This is a genomic window from Erythrobacter sp. S227 (genome assembly GCF_057364925.1).
In genome coordinates this window covers 2326497-2346471 of record NZ_CP200280.1, presented here as the reverse complement: position 1 = coordinate 2346471, position 19975 = coordinate 2326497, and the positions used below count along the sequence as shown (strand labels likewise).

The window sequence follows — 19975 nt, the reverse complement described above, 5'->3', positions numbered from 1 at the left end:
GTTTGAAGCGCCCAAGTGAGGGCGCGCGCTCATCGCTCCAGCAGGTTCCGCGCCTGGGCCGCGATCTGGGCAAGCGCCGCAGGGGCCACAGGAGGAGAGCTTTGCGCCCGCGCGATCATCGAGCGGAACTGGACAATCGCGGGCTCATTGCTTTGTGCCCATTTGGCAATCGCACCTTGCGGGTCGTCCTTGCCGGATTTGCGGCGGGTCAGGCGATGCAGGAATTCTGTGCGCATATGCTGGAAGTCGCGGGCAAGCCCGTCGACAAGCAAGCGCTCCCACACATCGGACGGCGACATATGGGCCGCCACCCCTTGCGCCCAATCAATCCCGATGCGCCTGCCAATATCGCTGAATGCACGGGTAAGCTCGGCTGGATCAATCCCGGTTTTGAGGGCGAGATTGGCAAGACCAACGGACCCGTCATAATCGAACAGATCGGCAACCCTGTTCGCCAGATCGACAGGTGCGCCCTGATCGACAAAACCTGCCCTAAGCGCCTGCGACCGGTCAAGAGTGTCACCGCTCAACAGGTTGGCGCGTTGATTGTTGAGCACCTCAACACCGGCACCAAGGTCAGCGACCATTACGCCTGCCTCGACCCTGCCACCTGTGGTGCGAAGCACGTCTGACATGAGATTGCCGACCGCTGCGGCTGCCCGTTCGAGCAGGGTGATGCGCGCAGGTTCCGGCATTTTCGAAGCGTCAATATCGGCCCACAGTGCTTTGAGATTGTAGAGCCGTTCAACAACCACAAATGCAGCGGCGACATCGCTTAGCGCGACCCCTTCTTCTTCGGGCAATTCAAACGCATGGATCAGGCCCAGCCGGTTGACGATCCGGTTGGAAAGATCGGTTGCGATAAGCTCGCGCCGGAGTTGGTGATCGCGGATGAAGCCGGCGTATTTGCCCTGCATGGGCTGAGGGAACAGCGCGATGAGATTGCTCTCGAGCACCGGATCATCGGGAAGCCCGCTTGCCTCGATTGCGTCCTGAAGGGCGAGTTTGGTGGATGACAGGATCACCGCAAGCTCTGGCCTTGTCAGCCCGTGTCCATCCGCTGCCCGCCTCGTGTAAGCTTCAGCATCGGCAAGCCCTTCGGTCCGGCGGTCAAGCGCGCCCATTTCCCCAAGGCTTTCGATGAGGCGGATGTAGGATGCGGTTGCACCTGCACCGCCGGCCTCTGCGATCGAAAGGGCGAGCGCTTGAAGACGATTGTCCTCCAGCACGATCTCGCCAACTTCATCGGTCATCTTCGCCAAAAGAGTGTTGCGCTTGGACGTGGTGATCGCGCCATCGCGCGTCGCGGCGGCAAGCGCGATCTTGATGTTCACCTCATTGTCCGAGCAATCGACCCCGGCCGAATTGTCGATAAAGTCGGTGTTGATGCGGCCCCCGTTTAGCGAGAATGCAATGCGTCCAGCCTGCGTGATGCCAAGATTCGCGCCTTCGCCAATGACCTTGGCCCCGACCTCGCGCGCATCGACCCGCAAGCTGTCGTTAGAAGGATCGCCCACTTCGATGTGGTTCTCGTTTTCGGCCTTGATGTAAGTGCCAATGCCGCCAAACCAGAGAAGGTCAACTTGCGCCTTCAGAATTGCCGAAATCAGATCGTCTGGCCCGATTTCCTTCTCCTCAATCCCCAGCATGGTGCGCGCTTTTTTGGAGAGCTTGATGCTTTTCGCCGAGCGCGAGAAAACGCCGCCACCTTTGGAGATGAGGTCCGGATTGTAATCCTCCCAGCTTGAGCGCGGCAGGTCGAACATGCGCTTGCGCTCCTTCCAGCTGGTGGCGGGATCAGGATCGGGATCGATAAAGATGTGGCGGTGATCGAAGGCTGCGACCAGCTTAATCGCTTTGGACAAGAGCATCCCGTTGCCGAACACATCGCCCGACATATCGCCGCAACCTGCAACGCGAATGCTGTCCTTCTGAACGTCGATGCCCATTTCGAGGAAGTGGCGCTGGACGCTGACCCAGGCGCCGCGCGCTGTGATGCCCATCGCCTTGTGGTCGTATCCGTTGGACCCGCCGCTTGCGAAAGCATCGTCGAGCCAGAATCCGGCGTCTGCTGCAATGCCATTGGCAACGTCGGAGAAGGTCGCCGTGCCTTTGTCAGCGGCAACCACGAAATAGGGATCTTCGCCATCGTGCACGCGCACAGCCTTGGGGTGCACCACTTTACCGTTCACGATGTTGTCGGTGACAGACAGAAGCGTGCGGATGAACACCTGATAGCTCGCCCGCCCTTCCGCGGCCCACGCGTCGCGGTCGATTGCGGGGGATGGCAGTTCTTTTGGATAAAATCCGCCCTTTGCCCCGCTTGGCACGATCACGGCGTTCTTCACCTTTTGCGCCTTCATCAGGCCCAGAACCTCGGTGCGGTAATCATCGCGCCGGTCCGACCAGCGAAGCCCACCGCGCGCGACCGCGCCAGAGCGCAAGTGAATGCCCTCGACCCGCCGCGAATATACAAAGATTTCGCGCCACGGCACAGGTTTTGGAAGACCAGGGACTTGGGCAGAATCGATCTTGAAGGCCAGCGCCTCTTCGGCCGCTGGTGCAAAGGCATTGGTGCGCAACATCGCATCAATCACCGCGCGGTATAGCCGCAAAAGACGGTCGTCATTGATTGCGCTGACTTTGGAAAGGCCTCTCGTAAAGGCCGTGATCGCCGCTTCGATTGCGGAAGCCCGGTTGCCGGAAAACTCGGGGTCGTGGCGGGCTGAGAACAGATCGATCATTGCGCGCGTCACATCGCTTGCCCGCTCCAGCGCATCGACCACCGGATAGATGGTGAAATTCACACCCGTCTGGCGCAAATACCGATAGATTGCCCGCAGCCACACTGTTTGCTGTGCGCCCAATCCATTGGCGACAACAAGGCGGTTGAAGGGGTCATTTTCCGAATGCCCGTTGAGCACTTCGGCAATGGCGTTTTCGACCTGGTCAGAGCGTTCCAGCAAGCCATCGATAGCGGCCCCTTGCGGCGCGATCAGAGTGTATTCGTGGATTGTGCCAAGCGTGCCGCCCTCAAGCCGGGTGGGCACTTCGGACAGGACGCGAAAACCAAAGTTTTCAAGCGCCGGAACCGCATCGGAAAGCGCAACGCGCCCTTCCATATGATAGATTTTAAGACGCAGATCACCGCGTGTGTCATTGTCGAGCTTGTACAAACGGCACGAACGCGCTTCGGGGTTTTCGCCGGTCGCGATTGCGTGCAGCTCAGTGATATCGAGCGCGGCCTCTGCCGGACCGTAACGCAGGCGGTAACCAGGGGAGAACGCGCCTGCATAACGCTGCGCAATCGCAGTCATGCGGGCGCTCTCTCCCGCCTTTGCAAGATGCGTTTCGACCGCTTCGTTCCAGCCTTTGAGAAGATCGACCAGCTGGTGCTCGATCGCATCGGCATCCGGCATTTGCGCGATGGTGCGCGAATCGAGCAGGAACTGGAGCATCGCCATGGAGCCGCCATCGACTTCGAGGTTCCAGCTGAGCAGGTCGAGACCGGTTGTCTTTGTCAAAAGGTCCTGAACCTGAAGGCGGACCTGTGTCGAAAGGTCATCGCGCGGCAACCATACGAAGGCAAAAACGTGGCGGCCAAGAGGCGATTGGACCAGAATGATGCGCGGGCGCGGCCTGTCAACAAGGCTCATCATCGCGCTGGCAAGGCGGGCGATATCCTCTTCTTCGAACGACACCAAAAGATCGCGCGGCAGAGCGCTAAAGGCATGGGCGAGCGCTTTGCCCGCATGGCCTCTGGGATCAAAGCCGAGGTCCTCAGTCATAGTGGCAAGCGCATTGCCGATGATCGGAACCCTGGATGGCGGCGCGGCGAGGGCGGCGCTGGTCCATACGCCGGCATGAACGCTGAGCGCGGTGACTTTCTTGCCATCCCGCACTGGCACAAGGAACACATCCAGAGGCGTGCGGCGGTGCACGTTGGATATCTGGTTGGCTTTCACAGCCAGAAGGTTGCGGCCTGATCCGGCGTTTTCGAACCACTCAAATGCGCGCTCGAAAGAGGCGTCGGCAAGGATTGCCTTTGCGCTCTTGCGGCAGATACCAAGCGCTGCGCTGGTCTCGCCATCACGGCTGCGGGTCAAAGAGCCAAGCTGTGTCAGCATGCCGCCATTGAGCCAATCGAGAAGCTTTGCGCTGTCGCTATCGCCAAGGGTTCCAGCATCGCGGGCCATGGCAGTGCGCATGCGCGGCCAATCGGAAACGGCCGCGCGTACATCCTCGAGCACGGTGCGAAGATCGCTCAAGAGTTCGCGCCGCAGCTTTGCATCTACGCGCGGTGTTTCGATGTAGATCAGCGATTCTTTGGGCGCATCCTTGCCGCCAATAGCAGTGAGCACGCCCTCGTCATCGCGCGTGACCGGTGCGATCGGGTGAAGCAATTGGTCAATGCCAACACCCGAAGCGGTGATCATTGCCGAGATCGAATCCACCAGAAACGGCATATCGTCATTGATGATCGCGATGCGCAGGCGCCGCTCGCTCGTATCGGATTCGTGATGGATGATCGCGCGCGAAGTCGCGCGTTTTTGAGACGCAGCGAGCAGAAACTGCGCCGCGCTTTCAAGCTCGGCTTCTTCGATTTGCACCTCACCGGGGAGGATCGAGGCCACAAGGTGCTTTTGTAGTGCCTTGTGAAGTGGCTCGTGCACGGTCTTTGCCCGTGCCTTAGATGGCCCTGAATTCGCTTCAGACTTCGCACTCATCGCCTAGGGCTCCTCTCCTGGTCTTGCGACCTTGGCCACCTGATCCCGGCTCGTACCCACGCATCAAAACAAGGCGTGTAATTATATTATGCCGAGTTGTTCTTATCGTACCGGCCAATACAGCCCTTTGGGGTCACCGTGCAAGCACGATTAGCCCTTAGGCGGCAACAGTTTGGCACGCGTCGACGGTGAGCAGAAGCGAGCGCAGGCGGGCTGCGGGATCGTAGGTCGCGCCGCACAGTATGATCTCGTCTGCACGTGTGCGTTTGATGAAGGCTTCGATATCGGCGCGCACCATGTCAGGGGTGCCAACCGCCGCTGCCTGACCCAAATGATCGAGCATGGCGCGCGCAGGCGCGGGAAGCGTGTCTGTATAGTCTGCAATAGGAGGTTGCAGCTTGCCCGGAGTACCTGAGCGCAGCGCAACGAAGCTTTGCTGTTGGCTTGAAGCAAGCAGCTGTGCTTCTGCCTCGTCATCCGCGGCAAAGACGTTCATCGCGACCATCACATGGGGCTTTTCAAGAGCCTCGGACGGCTGAAAATCCCGCCTGTAAACTTCCAAAGCGCTGTCGAGATGGTCGGGGGCAAAATGTGCGGCAAAGGCATAAGGCATGCCGAGTTTGGCGGCGAGCTGCGCACCGAACAGGCTGGAGCCGAGCATCCAGAACTCGACATTGGAGCCAAGGCCCGGCGTCGCTTTGATCGGCAAGTCAACATCGCCCGTCATAAGCGCGCGCAATTCGAGCACATCTTGCGGGAAGTATTCAGACGCCTTGTGAAGGTCCTTGCGCAGCGCGCGTTGCAATTGCGGCCCTGCACCAGGAGCGCGGCCTAAACCCAGATCGATGCGCCCGGGAAACAGCGCGTCCAGCGTGCCGAATTGTTCTGCGATCTGAAACGGTGTGTGATTGGGCAGCATGATCCCGCCCGACCCGATACGGATGGTGCTGGTCGCATTGCCGATATGGGCAAGCACGACGGAAGTTGCTCCGCCAGCAATCCCCTCCATCGTGTGGTGTTCGGCGACCCAAAACCTTTTGCAGCCATATTTTTCAGCATGCGTGGCAAGTTCGGCTGCATTGTTAAGGGCTTCGGAAACCGTCCCGCCTTCGCGAACAGGCACAAGATCGAGAACTGAAAACTGCGTCAATTGGCCTCTCCCAAAAGCAGCTAACTCGCCGCTGGCTCAATCTGCGCAAGATAGCCTTGCGCGGTCAAGGCTTCCGGGCTCGAAGGGGCCAGATCAATCACCGATTGCCAGCTTGTACGGGCCGCTTCCTCGCGGCCGGAAAGGATTGCGATGACGCCCGCCTCCAATCCGATCGGGGCCTCGGTGGGGGCAAGTTCGCTTGCGCGTTCGATCGCGGTTTGCGCCTCCGCCAAGCGGTCCAGCCGGCGCAGGAGTGTTGCTTTCAACAGCCATGTGCCAGCCTCGTCAGGCATTAACTGGCTCGCCAGATCAAGCTCGATCAAAGCTTCCTCGGGCCGTTCCAATGCCACCAGCACACGCGCCATATCACTGGCAATGATCGCCTGCATCGGCGCAGACGCGGCTGCTTTTGCATCGGTTCTTGCGGTCGCGAGAAGCGTGCTGGACCGTTCCAGATCCTGCGCTGCCAAAGCGGCATTGCCAGCCATCGCGCCAAAGCGCGCCTTGGCCCGTAATTCTCCAGCAGGCGTTTCATCGCGTGCGGCGATGAAGGCCGAGATCGCATCGTCCCAAAGCTTCAGCTCGGTTGCGGCAAGGCCCAGACAATGGTTGGCAAGAATACGGTCACGCCCCGAGCTGTCATTGCGCCTGACCTGCGATAATGTGTGCGCACGCGCTGCTTGATCGGGAAGCATCCCCAGGCACTCCGCCAGCCAGAGCGCGGAAGGGTCCTGCTCTATGCTCTTTTCTTGCGGGGCGCGTTCGGGTCGATTGCGCAGGTCGCCGCCTGCACCCAAAGTGTCGTTTGCCGAAGGGTTAGGGCCAACCTGAAGGGCAAGAGCCAGAAGGGATGTGATGAGGGTCAAGTTCGGAGATTCCGTTAGTAAAAGCTGTCCACCAGCCGCAAAAGCTGCGCGATATCGGCATCGCGCGACAGGCGATGGTCGCCGTTCTTTATCAATGTTACCTGTACATCGTCCGAACGCAGTGCTGCGGCAAGCTTGATACTGATTGCCCACGGCACGTCGTCATCGCGCTGGCCATGGACCAGGCGCACGGGCGCATCAATCGGAATTTCACTCAGCAGCTGCAAGTGATCCTGCGCATCGGCATAAAAGCCGGGATGCGTGGGCGTGGGTTCGGGGCCGTAGGGGTTTTCTTCGAGCACCACTTCGCCTTTGAGCAAGCGGTCACGCTTGTCCTCGCTAAAGCCCCAGACTGTGAAATCGGGTGCAGAAGCAATGCCGATAATCCCGGCGAGGCGTTTGCCCAAGGCCGCTCCCACCAAAAGCATCAACCAGCCACCCATCGAAGAACCCGTCACAAGCACCTGCCCTTCGACATATGCGTCGGTCAGCGCCATCACTTCCTCGCACCAGCGTGACAAAGCGCCATCGGCAAAGTCGCCCGAGCTTTCCCCGCAGCCGGTGTAATCCAGCAGCAAGCACCCGCGTCCTTTGGCCTTGGCGTCTTCGAAGATCGCGGTCGCTTTGCCGCCTGCCATGTCGGACATATAGCCGGGGAGGAAAACGAGCGTTGGGCCCGAAGATGATGGACTCCCGGCGGTGTGCCTGAATGCAACCCGCCTGCCATCGGGCATTTCGTGAAAACGTGTGTCTGTCATCAGCTTTTCTTGCCCCCAAGAGCGCATCTGGTGCAAGCGTTGTCATAAAGCTGACCGCAAAAGCCGCCATAAGAGGCCTGTTATGACAAAGACATCAAAATCATCCGGCACACCAACCGTCACGCGCCGGGGAATCTTCGCGCTCGCAGGAGCCTCCGCAGCGGTCGCCGCAACGCCTTCTGTCGCGACAAACCATGGCAAGGGCTTCACCCACAGCGTGGCAAGCGGCGAACCGCAAAGCTCGAGCGTGCTTTTGTGGACACGTTATGTCGCAGGCAAAGAAACCATGCTTGCTTGGCAAGTTTCGGACAGCGAGGACTTCGCAAATATCATAAGCGAGGGCGAGGTGATCGCCTCTGCTTCTCGCGACTATTGCGCCAAAGTCGTCGCCGAAGGCCTCACTGCAAACTCCTGGTATTTCTACCGCTTTATCGCCCCCTCCGGCGCAGCCTCGCCCATTGGGCGCACGCGCACATTGCCACTTGGCCCAACGTCAAATTTCCGCATGGCGGTGTTCTCGTGTGCAAACTTTGGCTTTGGCTATTTCAATGCCTATGCGCACGCGGCCGAGGTCAATGACGTCGATCTTGCGGTGCACCTTGGCGACTATATTTACGAGTATGGCGGAGACACTTATCCGTCCGAAAACCAACGCCACCCTGATCGCAGCGTTGCGCCGGGCGATGAGATTGTCGCTTTGGCCGATTACCGCCTGCGCTATGCCTCTTACCGTGCCGATCCCGACCTTCAGCGCCTTCATCAAGTTTTGCCTATGATCGCAGTGTGGGATGACCACGAAAGCACCAATGACAGTTGGAAAGACGGCGCACAGAATCACCAGCCTGAAACAGAGGGCGATTGGGAGACCCGCAAGGCCATAGCCAAGCAGGTTTATCGCGAATGGATGCCTGTCTCCGATGAACCCTACGCCGCCTATGATGTGGGCGATTTGGCAACGCTTTTCCGTATCGACACACGGCTGGAAGGGCGCGAGCAGCAGTTTGACCTGGTCGGGATGATCAGGGATGCACAAGGGCCCGATGAAATCCGCGAAATCTTCCGTCAGCTTCGCGATGGCCCATGGGCAGACCCCAAGCGTCAGTTGCTGGGCGAACGTCAGGAAGAGTGGCTTATCGAAGGTTTCCGTAATTCAAAAATGCGCGGGGCAAAGTGGCAGGTGCTTATCCAGCAGGTGCTGATCGGAAAACTCTCGGCACCTCAGGGGATTGCCGGCCTGTTGGGTGACAATGTGCCCGAATTTGCCCGCAAACGCCTTACCGCTGCGAGCCTAGCGGCTGAAGTCGGCCTGCCGCTCAATATGGATGCATGGGACGGTTATCCCGCCGCGCGTGACCGCGTCTTCCAAGGCGCACTTGATGCTGATGCCAATCTGGTCGTGCTTGCGGGCGACACCCACAATGCGTGGGAGTTCGCCCTCAAGCATAAGGGCGCACCGGTCGGCGTCGAGTTCGCCACAAGCTCGGTCAGTTCGCCCGGGTTCGAGAGCTATCTTTCGGGCTTTCCTCCCGAGGCGCTTGCCGGTCTTTTGGTCAGGACCAATGAGGAGCTTCAATGGGCCGACACATCGCAGCGCGGATATATGGTGGTGGACCTCACCCCTGATGCCGCGACCAGCGAGTGGCGGTTTATCAAAGGGCTCAAAACCCGCTCCACCGAGATCGCCGGGACGAGGACAGCCGTGGCCGAGCCTCGTCCCGATATCTTAATCTAGCTGGTCAATCCCGACTGAAAATCTGTTCAATTGCGAGTTCGAAAACCTCTGCGATGGAGAAGGCCAGCGGGAGCGAAGGGTCATAGCGGCCCTTCTCGATGGCGTTGACGCTTTGGCGCGACACGCCGAGGCGGTCGGCCAAGTCCTGCTGGGACCAATCGCGCTCTGCACGCAGCACTTTGAGGCGGTTGTTCATACTGCGCCCCACGTTCCGTAAGTAATGCGATTGACAACCGAACCCACAGCAAGACCGCCAAACCAGATGATCGCGTACCAATAGGCGTCCACATGCGGGACAAGGTCTGCGCTCTCCAACATTCCCCACACAGAGGCTGCACTCATGGCAAGGGCCGATGCGATAAGCGTCTGGCGTATGGTGAGCATGCGGATGAATTCGTCGGTTTCTTCCACGATCAGCCGCCCGATCGCCCAAAAGAAGCCTGTAACCGCAAGGCCTGGCAAAACGCCGATTGCCATCTGGACCGCATTGGGCAGGTCGCCAAGCCTGTCCATAAAGGTGAGGGCTGCAAATGACGCAAGGTAAAGCGAGGTGAAGACCCCGACGCGCTTTATGTAATTGCGCTGTGCCTCGCCCTTTGTGACGCAGTTTCCGCTCCCTGCCTCGTTCTTGTTAAGCATCGCGACAAAAGCGGCGAACATCGGGAGGATTGGCGCCACCATAAGAGTGAGGATCACGCCTTTGCTCTCAATCGCTTTGGTCAGTGCAAGGGCAACCACCACGGCAGTGCCGACAAAGGTCATGCCGATCCAGAACAGCGGGCCACGGCCCAGAAATCCGGCGGCTTTGCCAGGTTTTGCGGTTTGCTCAACTGATTGATCGGCCATTATACGCACCCGTCGCAGGACCTATCGCGGCCACTCAACAATGTGCCCAAAGCGGCCCCCGAAAGTCCCGATACGATGCCAAAGCTTGCCCCTTGGCTGACGCCGAGGCTGTATAGATAAAGCGCGGTAGCAATAATGATCCCGGCCCAGATGAGCGCTTTGATTTTCATTTCCATTGGTCAAGTGTCCTTTCAACTATGGAAAGCATACTTGTCATTGATTCGAGAGAATGTCAAGCCTGCTTTCCATAATGGAAAAGGGCTTTGCCTTCTTGGGCTGTCTTGCATGAACGAAGGGGGCTGACTTTTTACCCTTGCAGTCTTATCTGGGCGCGATGGCATTGCTGCTCACCACAACGACAACCACTACGACCTCGGATCTCCGGGGGCGGTTGCTGTTGGGTTAGGCCCAGGCACCTGCCACCCGGTTTCAGGGTGGCGCAGGTTGCCCCCCTGAAATCGGTAAGAACGCAAACACCGCCCTTTCGGTGCGCGACTTCATGTCCTAAAGCGCGCCAAACGATACGGAATTGACGATGACCGAATTGCTTAAGATCAGCCTTCCCGATGGATCTGTGCGCGAAATGGAGCCCGGAGCCACGCCTTACGATGTCGCCGCCGCGATTGGCCCCGGCTTGGCGAAAGCCGCTCTGGCGGCGCGGGTAAATGGCGAAGTGCGCGATATTGGCCGCCCGTTTGATGGCGACGCTGAGCTTGCTCTTATCACCGCAAAGGATGAGGAAGACGCGCTGGAACTGGTGCGCCATGACTTTGCGCATATCCTGGCAGAGGCGGTGCAGGCCCTGTGGCCCGGCACGCAGATCACCTTTGGCCCTGCAACCGATGATGGTTTCTATTACGACGTGATGGCCCCTTCGAGCCGTGAGCCTTTCGGCCTCGAAGACTTGCCCGCGATCGAAGAGAAGATGCGCGAGATCATCAAGGCGGACAAGCCGCTGCGCCGCGAAGTGTGGTCCCGAAATGACCTCATCGCCAAATGGGAAGCCGAGGGCGAAGCGTTCAAGGCCGAATGGGCAAAGGAACTGCCTGAGGGCGAGGATCTGACGGTCTATTGGTCAGGGGATGACTGGCTCGATATGTGCCGTGGCCCGCACTTGGCATCGACCGGCAAGCTCGATCCGCAAGCTTTCAAGCTGATGCGCACCGCTGGCGCTTACTGGCGCGGCGACCAGAAGAATGCGCAATTAACGCGCATTTACGGCACCGCTTGGCTCAACAAAAAACAGCTTAAACAGCACCTCCATAATCTCGAAGAAGCGGGCAAGCGCGATCACCGCAAGCTTGGCCGAGAGATGGACCTGTTCCACCTTCAGGAAGAGGCGCATGGCAGCGTGTTCTGGCACCCCAAAGGCTATCGCATCTGGCGCGAGCTTGAGGCCTACATGCGGCGCAAGATGGACGGTGCTGGCTACCGCGAGATCAAGACCCCGCAGGTAATGGACGCGCGCCAATGGGAGCAGTCGGGCCACTGGGGCAAGTACCGCGAGAACATGTTCGTGATCCCAGATGAAGTGCCCAACACCGAGGATGAGGGCGACATCGTCTCCAAGGATGCGGACTGGATGGCGCTAAAGCCGATGAACTGCCCCGCGCACGTCATGGTGTTTAAACAAGGCATCACCTCCTACCGCGACCTGCCAATTCGGCTGGGCGAAATGGGCTGTTGCCACCGCAACGAGCCGCACGGCGCGCTCCATGGCTTGATGCGCGTGCGCCAGTTTACGCAGGACGATGCGCATATCTTCTGCACTGAGGATCAAGTCGTGGAGGAGGTTCAAGCCTTCATCACGCTTGCCGATGAGGTCTACCGCGACTTTGGCTTTGAGTACAAAATCAAGCTCGCTCTGCGGCCAGAGCAACGCTTTGGCTCGGACGCGGATTGGGACAAGGCGGAGCAGGAACTGCGCGATGCGCTCACCGCCAATGGCCTCGAGTGGGAAGAGCTTCCCGGCGAAGGCGCGTTTTATGCGCCCAAGCTCGAATGGCACCTCACCGATGCAATTGGGCGCACATGGCAGGTGGGCACGATCCAGTCGGACCGTGTGCTGCCCGAACGCCTCGATGCGACATATATTGGCGAGGATGGTGAGAAGCACCGCCCCGTCATGCTCCACCGTGCGATCTTCGGCTCTTACGAGCGCTTCATCGGCATCTTGATCGAGCACTTTGCGGGCCGTCTGCCCGTGTGGCTTGCGCCTATGCAGGCTGTCGTAGCGCCAATTGTCTCGGACATTGATGGTTATGCCACCGGTATTGAGGCGAAGCTTGAGGCGGCTGGCATTCGCGTGTCGAGTGACCTTCGCAATGAGAAGATCAACTACAAGATTCGCGAGCATTCCCTTGCCAAGGTTCCGCACCTTCTGATCGTAGGCAAACGCGAAGAGGAAGAGGGCACAGTTGCGATCCGCACATTGGGCGAGAAGGACCAGAAAGTCCTGCCCCTGGATGAAGCGATTGCGATGCTGACCAGGGCCGCTTCTGCGCCCGACTTGGCGTCGTAAGGATACTCCTGACGTGAAGCTGATGATCTATCTGTCACTGGCGCTAAACGTCTTCGTTTTAGTGCCGGTGACTTATGGAATCTTCACCAAGGCAGACTGGATAATCGACGCTTATGGCGTGGAAACACCGGCACGGAGCATATTGCTGGCGGTCTATCTGGCGATCCTGATTGGCTCCGTTGGCCTGATGATGAAGCCGGTTCCCGCCATGGTGGCGGCGCTTTTAATGGTTCAGATCATCTACAAAGTGATTACGCCGTTCACCGTTGGAGCTTTGGGCAATCCTGTGGTGACGAGCAACCTTGCGATTGCAGCGTTCCATTGTGTGACCCTCGGCCTCATCGCTTACAAAGCGGGCCAATAGGTGGAATTTCTCGACGGGTTTAGCGCGGTTCAAATCGCGGTTGCGATTGCGGCCACTCTGGGCGCAGCCTTCATTCGCGGGCTGACAGGGTTCGGCTTTGGCATCTTGCTGGTGCCGATTCTTGCGCTTGCCTTGACCCCGGTAGAGGCCGTGCTTGCAATTAACATTATGGCGGGGCTTTTGGCTTTGACCGAAATCCGCCTGATCCTGCGCGAGGCCGAGCGCAGTGCCTATGTCATCGGAGCTTTGGTCGTCGTTGCGACGGCTCCGGGGCTAATGCTGCTCGATGCGACGCCCGCCAATTTGGCCCGACTTTTGATCGCACTGATTGCGCTCTCTGCCTTTTTCGCCATCCTTTTGCCAAAGCGTAGCGCCGCGCAGCCGGGAGCGGTTACAACAGGTGCCGTGGGGCTGTCCGCAGGGGTACTCACCGGATTCGCCGCCATGCCGGGTCCGCCAGTGGTGCCTTACTATGTGGGCCGTGACATCCCGCGCCTGACCGCCAAGGCATCCATGATCGGCATCTTCGGAATTGCAGCGATGGCGGGCATTGGCTCGGGCGCTGCCATTGGCGTGCTTGAGTGGCGCATTGTAGTGCTTGGCCTTGCGCTCTTTCCCCTCGTCATGCTCGGGAATTGGGTTGGCAGCTTGGCATTTGGCAAAGTGAGCGACCCGGTGTGGCGCGCCTGTGTCGGCATTGTTCTAGGCGCAGCGGCAATCGCTGCACTGGTGAAGTTGATTTAGATCATAGCACGCAGGCGTGGCTTTCCGGCCCGCGGTTACAGCGGCAGAGCTTGGCCAGCAAAGATCAATGCCGCCGCACAGCCAAGAACGATAACGCTTCCCAACGCTTCGTTCTGGCGGGCTTTTGTCGCTGCAAATGTGCTGCGCGAAAGGGCGATTGCTCTGCTCATTGGCGTCATAATCGGCCCAAAATCCTAATGATGCGTTAACTCATCCACCTCAGGCAGAGGGCATTTGCTGGCTGGCGCAATGAAATCCGCCACCGCCTGCCAGGATCGCATCTGCCGGAAGGCCCACTGTCGCGCGGTCGGGGAAAAGCCCGGCAATAGCCGCCACGCCCGCTTCGTCATGCGGCGAGCCGAAAGTGGGCACCACCACCAGATGCGAGGTGATCGCAAAGTTCACATAGCTTGCAGGCTCGATTGCGCCATCGCGGGTGATGAGGCCGGGAGAAGGGATGGTGATCACATCCACTCCAAAAGCTTCGGCCCGGGCCTTCGCATCGGCATAAATCCTCGCATTGGGATCATCTTCGCCCGTTGCCTCGGGCACCACCAATCGGCCCGGCCCCACAAAGCGTGCAAGATTGTCGACATGGCCATCGGTGTGATCATTGATCAGCCCTTCGCCTAGCCACAACATCCGCTCAAACCCCAACATACGGGCAAGCTCAGCCTCGATTGCCTCGCGGCTCATGGCTGGGTTGCGGTTCGGGTTGAGAAGGCATTGCTCAGTCGTCGCGGCAAGGCCGGTCCCGTCACCGTCGACTGCCCCGCCTTCAAGGATCATTGGCGATGCTTTGAGCGGCAGACCAGCGTCACGGGCAAGCTCTCCCCCGATCACCTGGTCGCCTTCCATCAGATACTTGCCGCCCCAACCGTTAAATCCGAACCGGCAGGCTGTGCGCCCATCGTTTCCATTCACCACCAAAGGTCCGGTATCGCGCAGCCATATATCGCCATAGGTGCGGCGCTCAAGCGTGACAGCCTCGCTGACCATCGAGCGGGCACGCGCTTCATTGGTTTCATCGCGGACCAGAAGGCGGACCTCCTGACCGCTATCCGCGACAGCATTGGCAAAACCGGCGATCTGTTCTTGCGCAGGCCCAAGCCAGCCCGGCCATTCCTCTGCTAGATGCGGGAAGCCGATCCACAACCAATCCTGCGGTGCCCATTCTGGCGGCATCAATGCCGGCTTTTGTTGAGCGTTCAAAATCTGGCCTCTCGCAACATTAGACCGGTTTCTCTTACAGATGAGCTTGCAGGCAGCAAGCAGCTTGGCCAAGTGTGTGGCCGATGGCGGATTCTGGAAAAACCGACTGGCAAGGCGCGTTGGCAAGGGCCCGTGCCCATGCGCCCTTTCTCGCCCGCGCTCTTGATCGGCAAGAGGAGTTGGAGGCGCTGCTGTCGGCAGGTCAGGGTGAAGAGGCGCTCAAATGGTCGCGTTCTCGCGGCGATCACGAGGATGCAGGAATTGGCCTTCGGCGCCACAGGCTCGGCCTTGCGGCCACACTTGCGGTTGGTGATTTGGCCGGTGCCTTCCCACTTTCCCGTGTGATGGAAGAGCTCAGCGGTTTTGCGGATTACGCTTTGGATAAAGCTATTCGAACCGCAATCGCCGAGCGCACGGGCGAGGCGCGCTGCGACGGGATGATTGCGCTCGCCTTGGGCAAGCAGGGGTCAAGCGAGCTCAATTACTCATCCGATATTGATCCGATATTGCTCTACGACCCAAAGACGCTGCCCCGCCGCGAGAATGACGACGCTGGCGAGGTGGCACAGCGTTATGCGCGCAAAATTGTCAAGCTGCTCTCGGAAAACACGGCCGAAGGATATGTTCTCCGGGTTGATCTGCGCCTGCGTCCGGCATCCGAGATCAGCCCGCTTGCGGTACCCATGGCTTCGGCCATGACGCATTATCAGGGTCAGGCGCTCGCATGGGAGCGCGCCGCCTTTATCCGCGCCAGAGCAGCATCGGGAGATATCGCATCGGGAGAAAAATTCCTCTCCGAGATCGCCCCCTTTGTTTGGCGGCAACAGCTTGATTTTGGCGCCATTGAGGAAATCCGCGCTCTTACGCATCGTATCCGCGAGGAATACGACGGACCGCCCAATCCGGGCCCCGGCTACGATGTGAAGCGCGGGCGCGGCGGTATCCGCGAGGTCGAATTTTTCGCACAGACCCATCAATTGATCCATGGTGGCCGCGACCCTTCCTTGCGGGTGCGCGGCACAAGGGATGCGCTTGATGCTTTGGCCAAGGCGGGCCGTATTGAAAGCGATCACGCGCGTATTCTGGGCGAGGGCTACGACCGGCTGCGGGTGATCGAACACCGATTGCAAATGGTCGAAGACCGGCAAACGCATAGCCTTCCCGAAGATGAAAAGTTGGACCGGGTGGCGCAGCTTGACGGGCTGGAAAGCGGCGCGGCGCTCGTTGAAGAACTGACCCGGCTTACAGCGCAAACTGGTGCCATTTATGACGAGCTTATCGGGCAAGAGGCACCGGCACCCTATCCACCGCCTCAACCACTGGATCGGGCCCGCGCGCTTGAACAGATGGGTTTCGATGCCCCTGATGCGCTCGCTCAGCGGATTGAGGGTTGGCGCGACGGGCGATACGCGTCGATCCGGACGCCTCAAGCGCTGGAAGCGTTTGACCGATTGCTTCCATCATTGTTGGACGTCATGCTGAAAAGCGACGATCCCGAGCGGGCGATAACGCGGTTTCAGGGCATTATCGAGCGCACGCAAAGCGCGATCAATCTCTTCCGCCTGCTCACAGCAGAGCCTGATTTGATCGATCGGCTGGTTGCTGCCTTGACCCTTTCCCCCGTGCTTGCCGACACTCTTGCGAGGCGTCCCGAAACGCTGGATGTCCTGCTCGAACGCGTGCCGATTGATTTTAGCGCCACCTATACCCGCACGCTTGAACAAATGCGCAAAGGTGCCGAGCGCGACGATTATGAGGCGAAGCTCGACCAGATCCGGCATGTGATCAGCGAAGCCCGCTTCACCCTCGGGATCAGCCTGCTTGAAGCAGAGCATAAGCCCTCGCGCATTGCTGCGGCTTTGTCCGAAATTGCAGAGGCAGCGATCACCGCAGCGCTCGAGGCTGCACAAGAAGAATTTGCGCGGGCGCACGGGGTTATTGCTGACAGCGAACTGATAATCATCGGCCTTGGAAGGTTAGGCGGAGGCGCGCTTTCTCCTGCCTCTGACCTTGATATGATTTACCTGTTCTCCGGTGATTTTGCGGCTGAATCGGACGGGCAAAGGCCTCTTGGGGCCACGCTCTATTTCAACCGTCTTGCAAGCCGGGTGAGCGCTGCTCTCAGCGTGCCCACGGCGCAAGGTGCGCTTTATGAAGTGGACACGAGGCTACGCCCGCAAGGAAAGCAGGGACCGCTTGCCGTATCGGTTGAGGCCTTTGCCAAATATCAGGCGACAGCTGCGTGGACCTGGGAGCATATGGCATTGAACCGTGCGCGGGTTCTGGCAGGGTCTGCTGAGGCGCGCGCGGATGTGGAGCGGGTCATCGCCGATACACAGTGTCAGAAACGCGATCCGCAAAAGCTTAAATCAGACGTACTCCAAATGCGTGCTGACATGGCCGCGCACAAACACCCCAAGGGCGAGCTTGACGTGAAGCTCCTTCGCGGCGGTTTGGTGGATGTCGAGTTTCTCGTCCATTTCCTCCAACTTCGCCATGCGGCGGTGCATGCGAAAGAGCATCCCGCAATGCTGGCCCCCGATTTTGCAACCGCGATCCCGGCGCTGATCGACCTTGATCTGCTCGAACGGGAACTTTGGCCGTCCTACGACCTTATGACTGATGTGCTTGTTGCAGGTCGGCTTCTTGCCCCGGAAGGCAAAGAACCCCCGCCAGCAGCTGCCAAAGCCCTTGCGAAGAGCTGTGGGCGCGCTAGCTACGCCGAGCTTCTTGCCGATGTAGCAACAGCGCGCCAATGCGTCGCGCGGTGTTGGGCGAAGAGTTTTGACGAGAATTTGGAGATTTAGACGATGACCGATTTTCCAACCGCGGGTGACACGCTTCCCGATATTGCGATGGGCACACCCGAAGGCGGCACGGTGAAGCCGTCCGATTTCGCCGGCAAGAAGCTTGTTCTGTTCTTCTACCCCAAGGACAACACGCCCGGGTGCACGACCGAGGCAAAAGACTTCACCGCTCTTAAAGGCGAGTTTGATGCAGCGGGCGTTGAGCTCCTCGGCATTTCCAAAGACAGCGCGAAAAAGCACCAGAACTTCATCGCGAAGCACGAGCTGACAACGCCGCTTGCGACCGATGCAGAAGAGGGCGGGCTTTCCGATGCTCTTGGCATTTGGACCGAGAAGCAGATGTACGGCAAAACCTACATGGGCATGGTTCGTACCACCTATCTGGTCGATGCCGATGGCAAAATCGCCCAAGTGTGGAACAAGGTGAAGGTCAAAGGTCACGCCGAAGAAGTGTTGGCCGCCGCGAAGGCTCTTTAAGCACCCATGCAATCGGTCTCTTCAGCGATCCGCGAAGCGCTCCTGACGGGCGAGCCGCGTGCCAAATGTTTTGCCACGCGCGATGTTGCGCGGCGCTGGCGCAAGGGCGAGCTTGCTTTCACTTTCGATGAGGCAATGCCAGATGAGCCCGCGCGGCCTGACCGCCCGGAGCTTCTTCCTCCCAACAAAATGCCAAAACGCGGCAAGTTCGGATCAGAGCGGGGCCGGATCGCCTTGTGGCATAGCCTTGCCCACATTGAATTTGTCGCGATTGATCTGGCGCTCGATATGGCGGGCCGTTTCGGCGGGCAGATGAGTGAGGAGTTTGTTTCCGACTTTCTGTATGTCGCCGCCGATGAAGCGATGCACTTTGCACTGCTTGCCCGGAAACTGGAAAGCATGGGCAGCTCCTACGGTGCGCTCCCTGCTCACGGCGGGCTTTGGGAAGCGGCACATGACACCCGCCGTGATGTGGCAGCACGGCTTGCGGTGGTTCCGATGGTGCTCGAGGCGCGTGGTCTGGATGTGACGCCTGCGACGCTTGAGCGGGTTAAAGCCGCCGGTGATGAGCACGGTGCAAAGATTTTGGCCCGCATTCTTGACGATGAAATTCGCCATGTCGGTTTTGGCACCAAGCACTTTTTGAGAGTCGTTGCCGATTCTGGCGAGGAACCCGAATCTGCCTGGAAATCCCTCGTTCGCAGGCATTTCAGAGGCCCGGTTAAGCCACCGTTCAACGACTCAGCCCGTCTTGCTGCCGGTTTATCGCGGGGTTTCTACGAAGACATTGCGGTTTAACGAATCAGGCCGATAACGATTTCTTACAAGTTTCGGGTCAGGACCTGATTCTGAAGCGTTAACCACGCTAACTGAGGTTTTTGGCCTTTTACAGAACAAAATAGCGGTGTGGTTATAAACTGTGAGTGGCGTCGAAAGCGCCGGATTGGACCGGGTCATTATGAGCACGCTTTGGCGTCCCATTTCGAAAGCAGCCAGCGCATTGTGCGCTGCGGCCATGCTTCTTGTGAGCCCTGTCGCTCATGCAAATTCTTCTGCAAACACCGCTGCTGACATCACCGCGCCAGTGCGCGAGGCGAAGGCTGAAACTCTCGCCAATGGCGATGAACGTTTCCGCGATCTGTTTGCCAGCTGGACCGCGCTCGATACTGCGAAAGCGCCTCAAGAGAACGAGCCGATTTCCGTTTTTGAACGCCCGACTGTTTTTGTGCCTTCGCTGACACCGGTGAACGGCGCGCGGATGACCAGCAGCTTTGGAATGCGTAGCCACCCGGTTCGCGGTGGCCGCCGGATGCACAAAGGCATTGATCTTGCGGCTCCTACCGGCACGCCCGTTTATGCTGCTGCTGATGGTCTTGTAAGTCTTGCACGCCGAGGCCGCGGTTATGGTCTCTACATCAAAATCGATCACGGAGCGGATCTCGAAACCCGCTACGCGCACCTTTCACGCCTTGCTGTTTCAGCAGGTGAACGTGTCGAAAAGGGCGAAGTGATCGGCTATGTCGGATCCACCGGCTGGTCGACCGGGCCGCACCTTCATTATGAAGTGCGCGTCGATGGGGTTGCAGTTGACCCAATTCACTATATGGTAGCAGACAGAGAGCCCACCAGGCTTGCCGAAACACAGCAGACCGAAACAGATCGGACATTGCTTGAAGGACGGCGCCGGGTTGGTGCGGGCGGAGAGTAATCTTCGCAAGTCGAGTTTAGGCCCGCTGATGCGGGCAAGAGCTATCCGCCAATGAGCGGGTCG

At 59.1% G+C, this 19975-nt stretch carries 17 protein-coding genes; 8 read left to right on the top strand and 9 right to left on the bottom strand.

The genetic code is table 11. The features are described 5' to 3' along the window. Window positions 1-29: 29 nt before the first annotated feature. The 4 genes from AC0V6Q_RS11030 to AC0V6Q_RS11015 form a co-directional block, all read right to left on the bottom strand. On the bottom strand, window positions 30-4727 hold the full coding sequence (locus AC0V6Q_RS11030) for an NAD-glutamate dehydrogenase (protein WP_486168426.1): 4698 nt from the start codon (window positions 4725-4727) through the stop codon (window positions 30-32). 157 nt (window positions 4728-4884) lie between these two features. Continuing rightward, window positions 4885-5877, bottom strand: coding sequence for an LLM class flavin-dependent oxidoreductase (locus AC0V6Q_RS11025; RefSeq protein ID WP_486168425.1), 993 nt, complete (start codon window positions 5875-5877; stop codon window positions 4885-4887). Between the two features lie 20 nt (window positions 5878-5897). Beyond that, window positions 5898-6743: a tetratricopeptide repeat protein gene (locus tag AC0V6Q_RS11020; protein WP_486168424.1), complete on the bottom strand. Its 846-nt coding sequence runs from the start codon at window positions 6741-6743 to the stop codon at window positions 5898-5900. A 14-nt stretch (window positions 6744-6757) separates the two neighbouring features. Further along, complete coding sequence (locus AC0V6Q_RS11015; RefSeq protein ID WP_486168423.1) at window positions 6758-7501, bottom strand: alpha/beta fold hydrolase; 744 nt, start codon at window positions 7499-7501, stop codon at window positions 6758-6760. Window positions 7502-7583: 82 nt separating this feature from the next. Here AC0V6Q_RS11015 and AC0V6Q_RS11010 point away from each other — a divergent pair, with 82 nt between their 5' ends. Continuing rightward, on the top strand, window positions 7584-9233 hold the full coding sequence (locus tag AC0V6Q_RS11010; RefSeq protein WP_486168422.1) for an alkaline phosphatase D family protein: 1650 nt from the start codon (window positions 7584-7586) through the stop codon (window positions 9231-9233). A 4-nt stretch (window positions 9234-9237) separates the two neighbouring features. On the opposite strand, the gene AC0V6Q_RS11005 is transcribed toward AC0V6Q_RS11010, so the two are convergent. From AC0V6Q_RS11005 to AC0V6Q_RS10995, 3 genes are read right to left on the bottom strand one after another with little or no spacing between them, the layout of a single operon-like run. Next, window positions 9238-9429 (bottom strand): helix-turn-helix transcriptional regulator, encoded by a 192-nt coding sequence (locus AC0V6Q_RS11005; protein ID WP_486168421.1) that lies wholly within the window; start codon window positions 9427-9429, stop codon window positions 9238-9240. Then, window positions 9426-10079 carry a hypothetical protein gene (locus tag AC0V6Q_RS11000; protein WP_486168420.1) on the bottom strand — a complete coding sequence of 218 codons (654 nt, stop codon included), beginning with the start codon at window positions 10077-10079 and terminating at the stop codon, window positions 9426-9428. The genes AC0V6Q_RS11005 and AC0V6Q_RS11000 overlap by 4 nt, the downstream gene beginning before the upstream one ends. Continuing rightward, on the bottom strand, window positions 10079-10255 hold the full coding sequence (locus tag AC0V6Q_RS10995; protein ID WP_486168419.1) for a hypothetical protein: 177 nt from the start codon (window positions 10253-10255) through the stop codon (window positions 10079-10081). The genes AC0V6Q_RS11000 and AC0V6Q_RS10995 overlap by 1 nt, the downstream gene beginning before the upstream one ends. Window positions 10256-10614: 359 nt before the next feature. On the opposite strand from AC0V6Q_RS10995, the gene thrS reads away from it, so the two are divergent. The 3 genes from thrS to AC0V6Q_RS10980 are packed head-to-tail and all read left to right on the top strand — an operon-like array spanning window position 10615 to window position 13708. After that, the gene (gene thrS, locus AC0V6Q_RS10990; protein WP_486168418.1) at window positions 10615-12600 is read left to right on the top strand and encodes a threonine--tRNA ligase; all 1986 of its coding nucleotides are present in this window, start codon (window positions 10615-10617) and stop codon (window positions 12598-12600) included. 22 nt (window positions 12601-12622) lie between these two features. Continuing rightward, window positions 12623-12964, top strand: coding sequence for a hypothetical protein (locus AC0V6Q_RS10985; protein ID WP_486169301.1), 342 nt, complete (start codon window positions 12623-12625; stop codon window positions 12962-12964). Beyond that, window positions 12965-13708 carry a sulfite exporter TauE/SafE family protein gene (locus AC0V6Q_RS10980; protein WP_486168417.1) on the top strand — a complete coding sequence of 248 codons (744 nt, stop codon included), beginning with the start codon at window positions 12965-12967 and terminating at the stop codon, window positions 13706-13708. Window positions 13709-13743: 35 nt separating this feature from the next. On the opposite strand, the gene AC0V6Q_RS10975 is transcribed toward AC0V6Q_RS10980, so the two are convergent. After that, entirely contained in the window at window positions 13744-13878 is a 135-nt protein-coding gene (locus AC0V6Q_RS10975) for a hypothetical protein (RefSeq protein WP_486168416.1), read from the bottom strand. A 49-nt stretch (window positions 13879-13927) separates the two neighbouring features. Beyond that, window positions 13928-14893 (bottom strand): agmatine deiminase family protein, encoded by a 966-nt coding sequence (locus AC0V6Q_RS10970; protein ID WP_486169300.1) that lies wholly within the window; start codon window positions 14891-14893, stop codon window positions 13928-13930. A 110-nt stretch (window positions 14894-15003) separates the two neighbouring features. On the opposite strand from AC0V6Q_RS10970, the gene glnE reads away from it, so the two are divergent. The 4 genes from glnE (at window position 15004) to AC0V6Q_RS10950 (ending at window position 19912) form a co-directional block, all read left to right on the top strand. Beyond that, window positions 15004-17727: a bifunctional [glutamate--ammonia ligase]-adenylyl-L-tyrosine phosphorylase/[glutamate--ammonia-ligase] adenylyltransferase gene (glnE, locus tag AC0V6Q_RS10965; RefSeq protein ID WP_486168415.1), complete on the top strand. Its 2724-nt coding sequence runs from the start codon at window positions 15004-15006 to the stop codon at window positions 17725-17727. 3 nt (window positions 17728-17730) lie between these two features. Continuing rightward, entirely contained in the window at window positions 17731-18204 is a 474-nt protein-coding gene (locus AC0V6Q_RS10960; protein ID WP_486168414.1) for a peroxiredoxin, read from the top strand. Window positions 18205-18210: 6 nt separating this feature from the next. After that, window positions 18211-19002: a ferritin-like domain-containing protein gene (locus AC0V6Q_RS10955; protein WP_486168413.1), complete on the top strand. Its 792-nt coding sequence runs from the start codon at window positions 18211-18213 to the stop codon at window positions 19000-19002. A gap of 160 nt (window positions 19003-19162) precedes the next feature. Then, window positions 19163-19912 carry a M23 family metallopeptidase gene (locus tag AC0V6Q_RS10950; RefSeq protein ID WP_486168412.1) on the top strand — a complete coding sequence of 250 codons (750 nt, stop codon included), beginning with the start codon at window positions 19163-19165 and terminating at the stop codon, window positions 19910-19912. Window positions 19913-19975 lie beyond the last annotated feature (63 nt).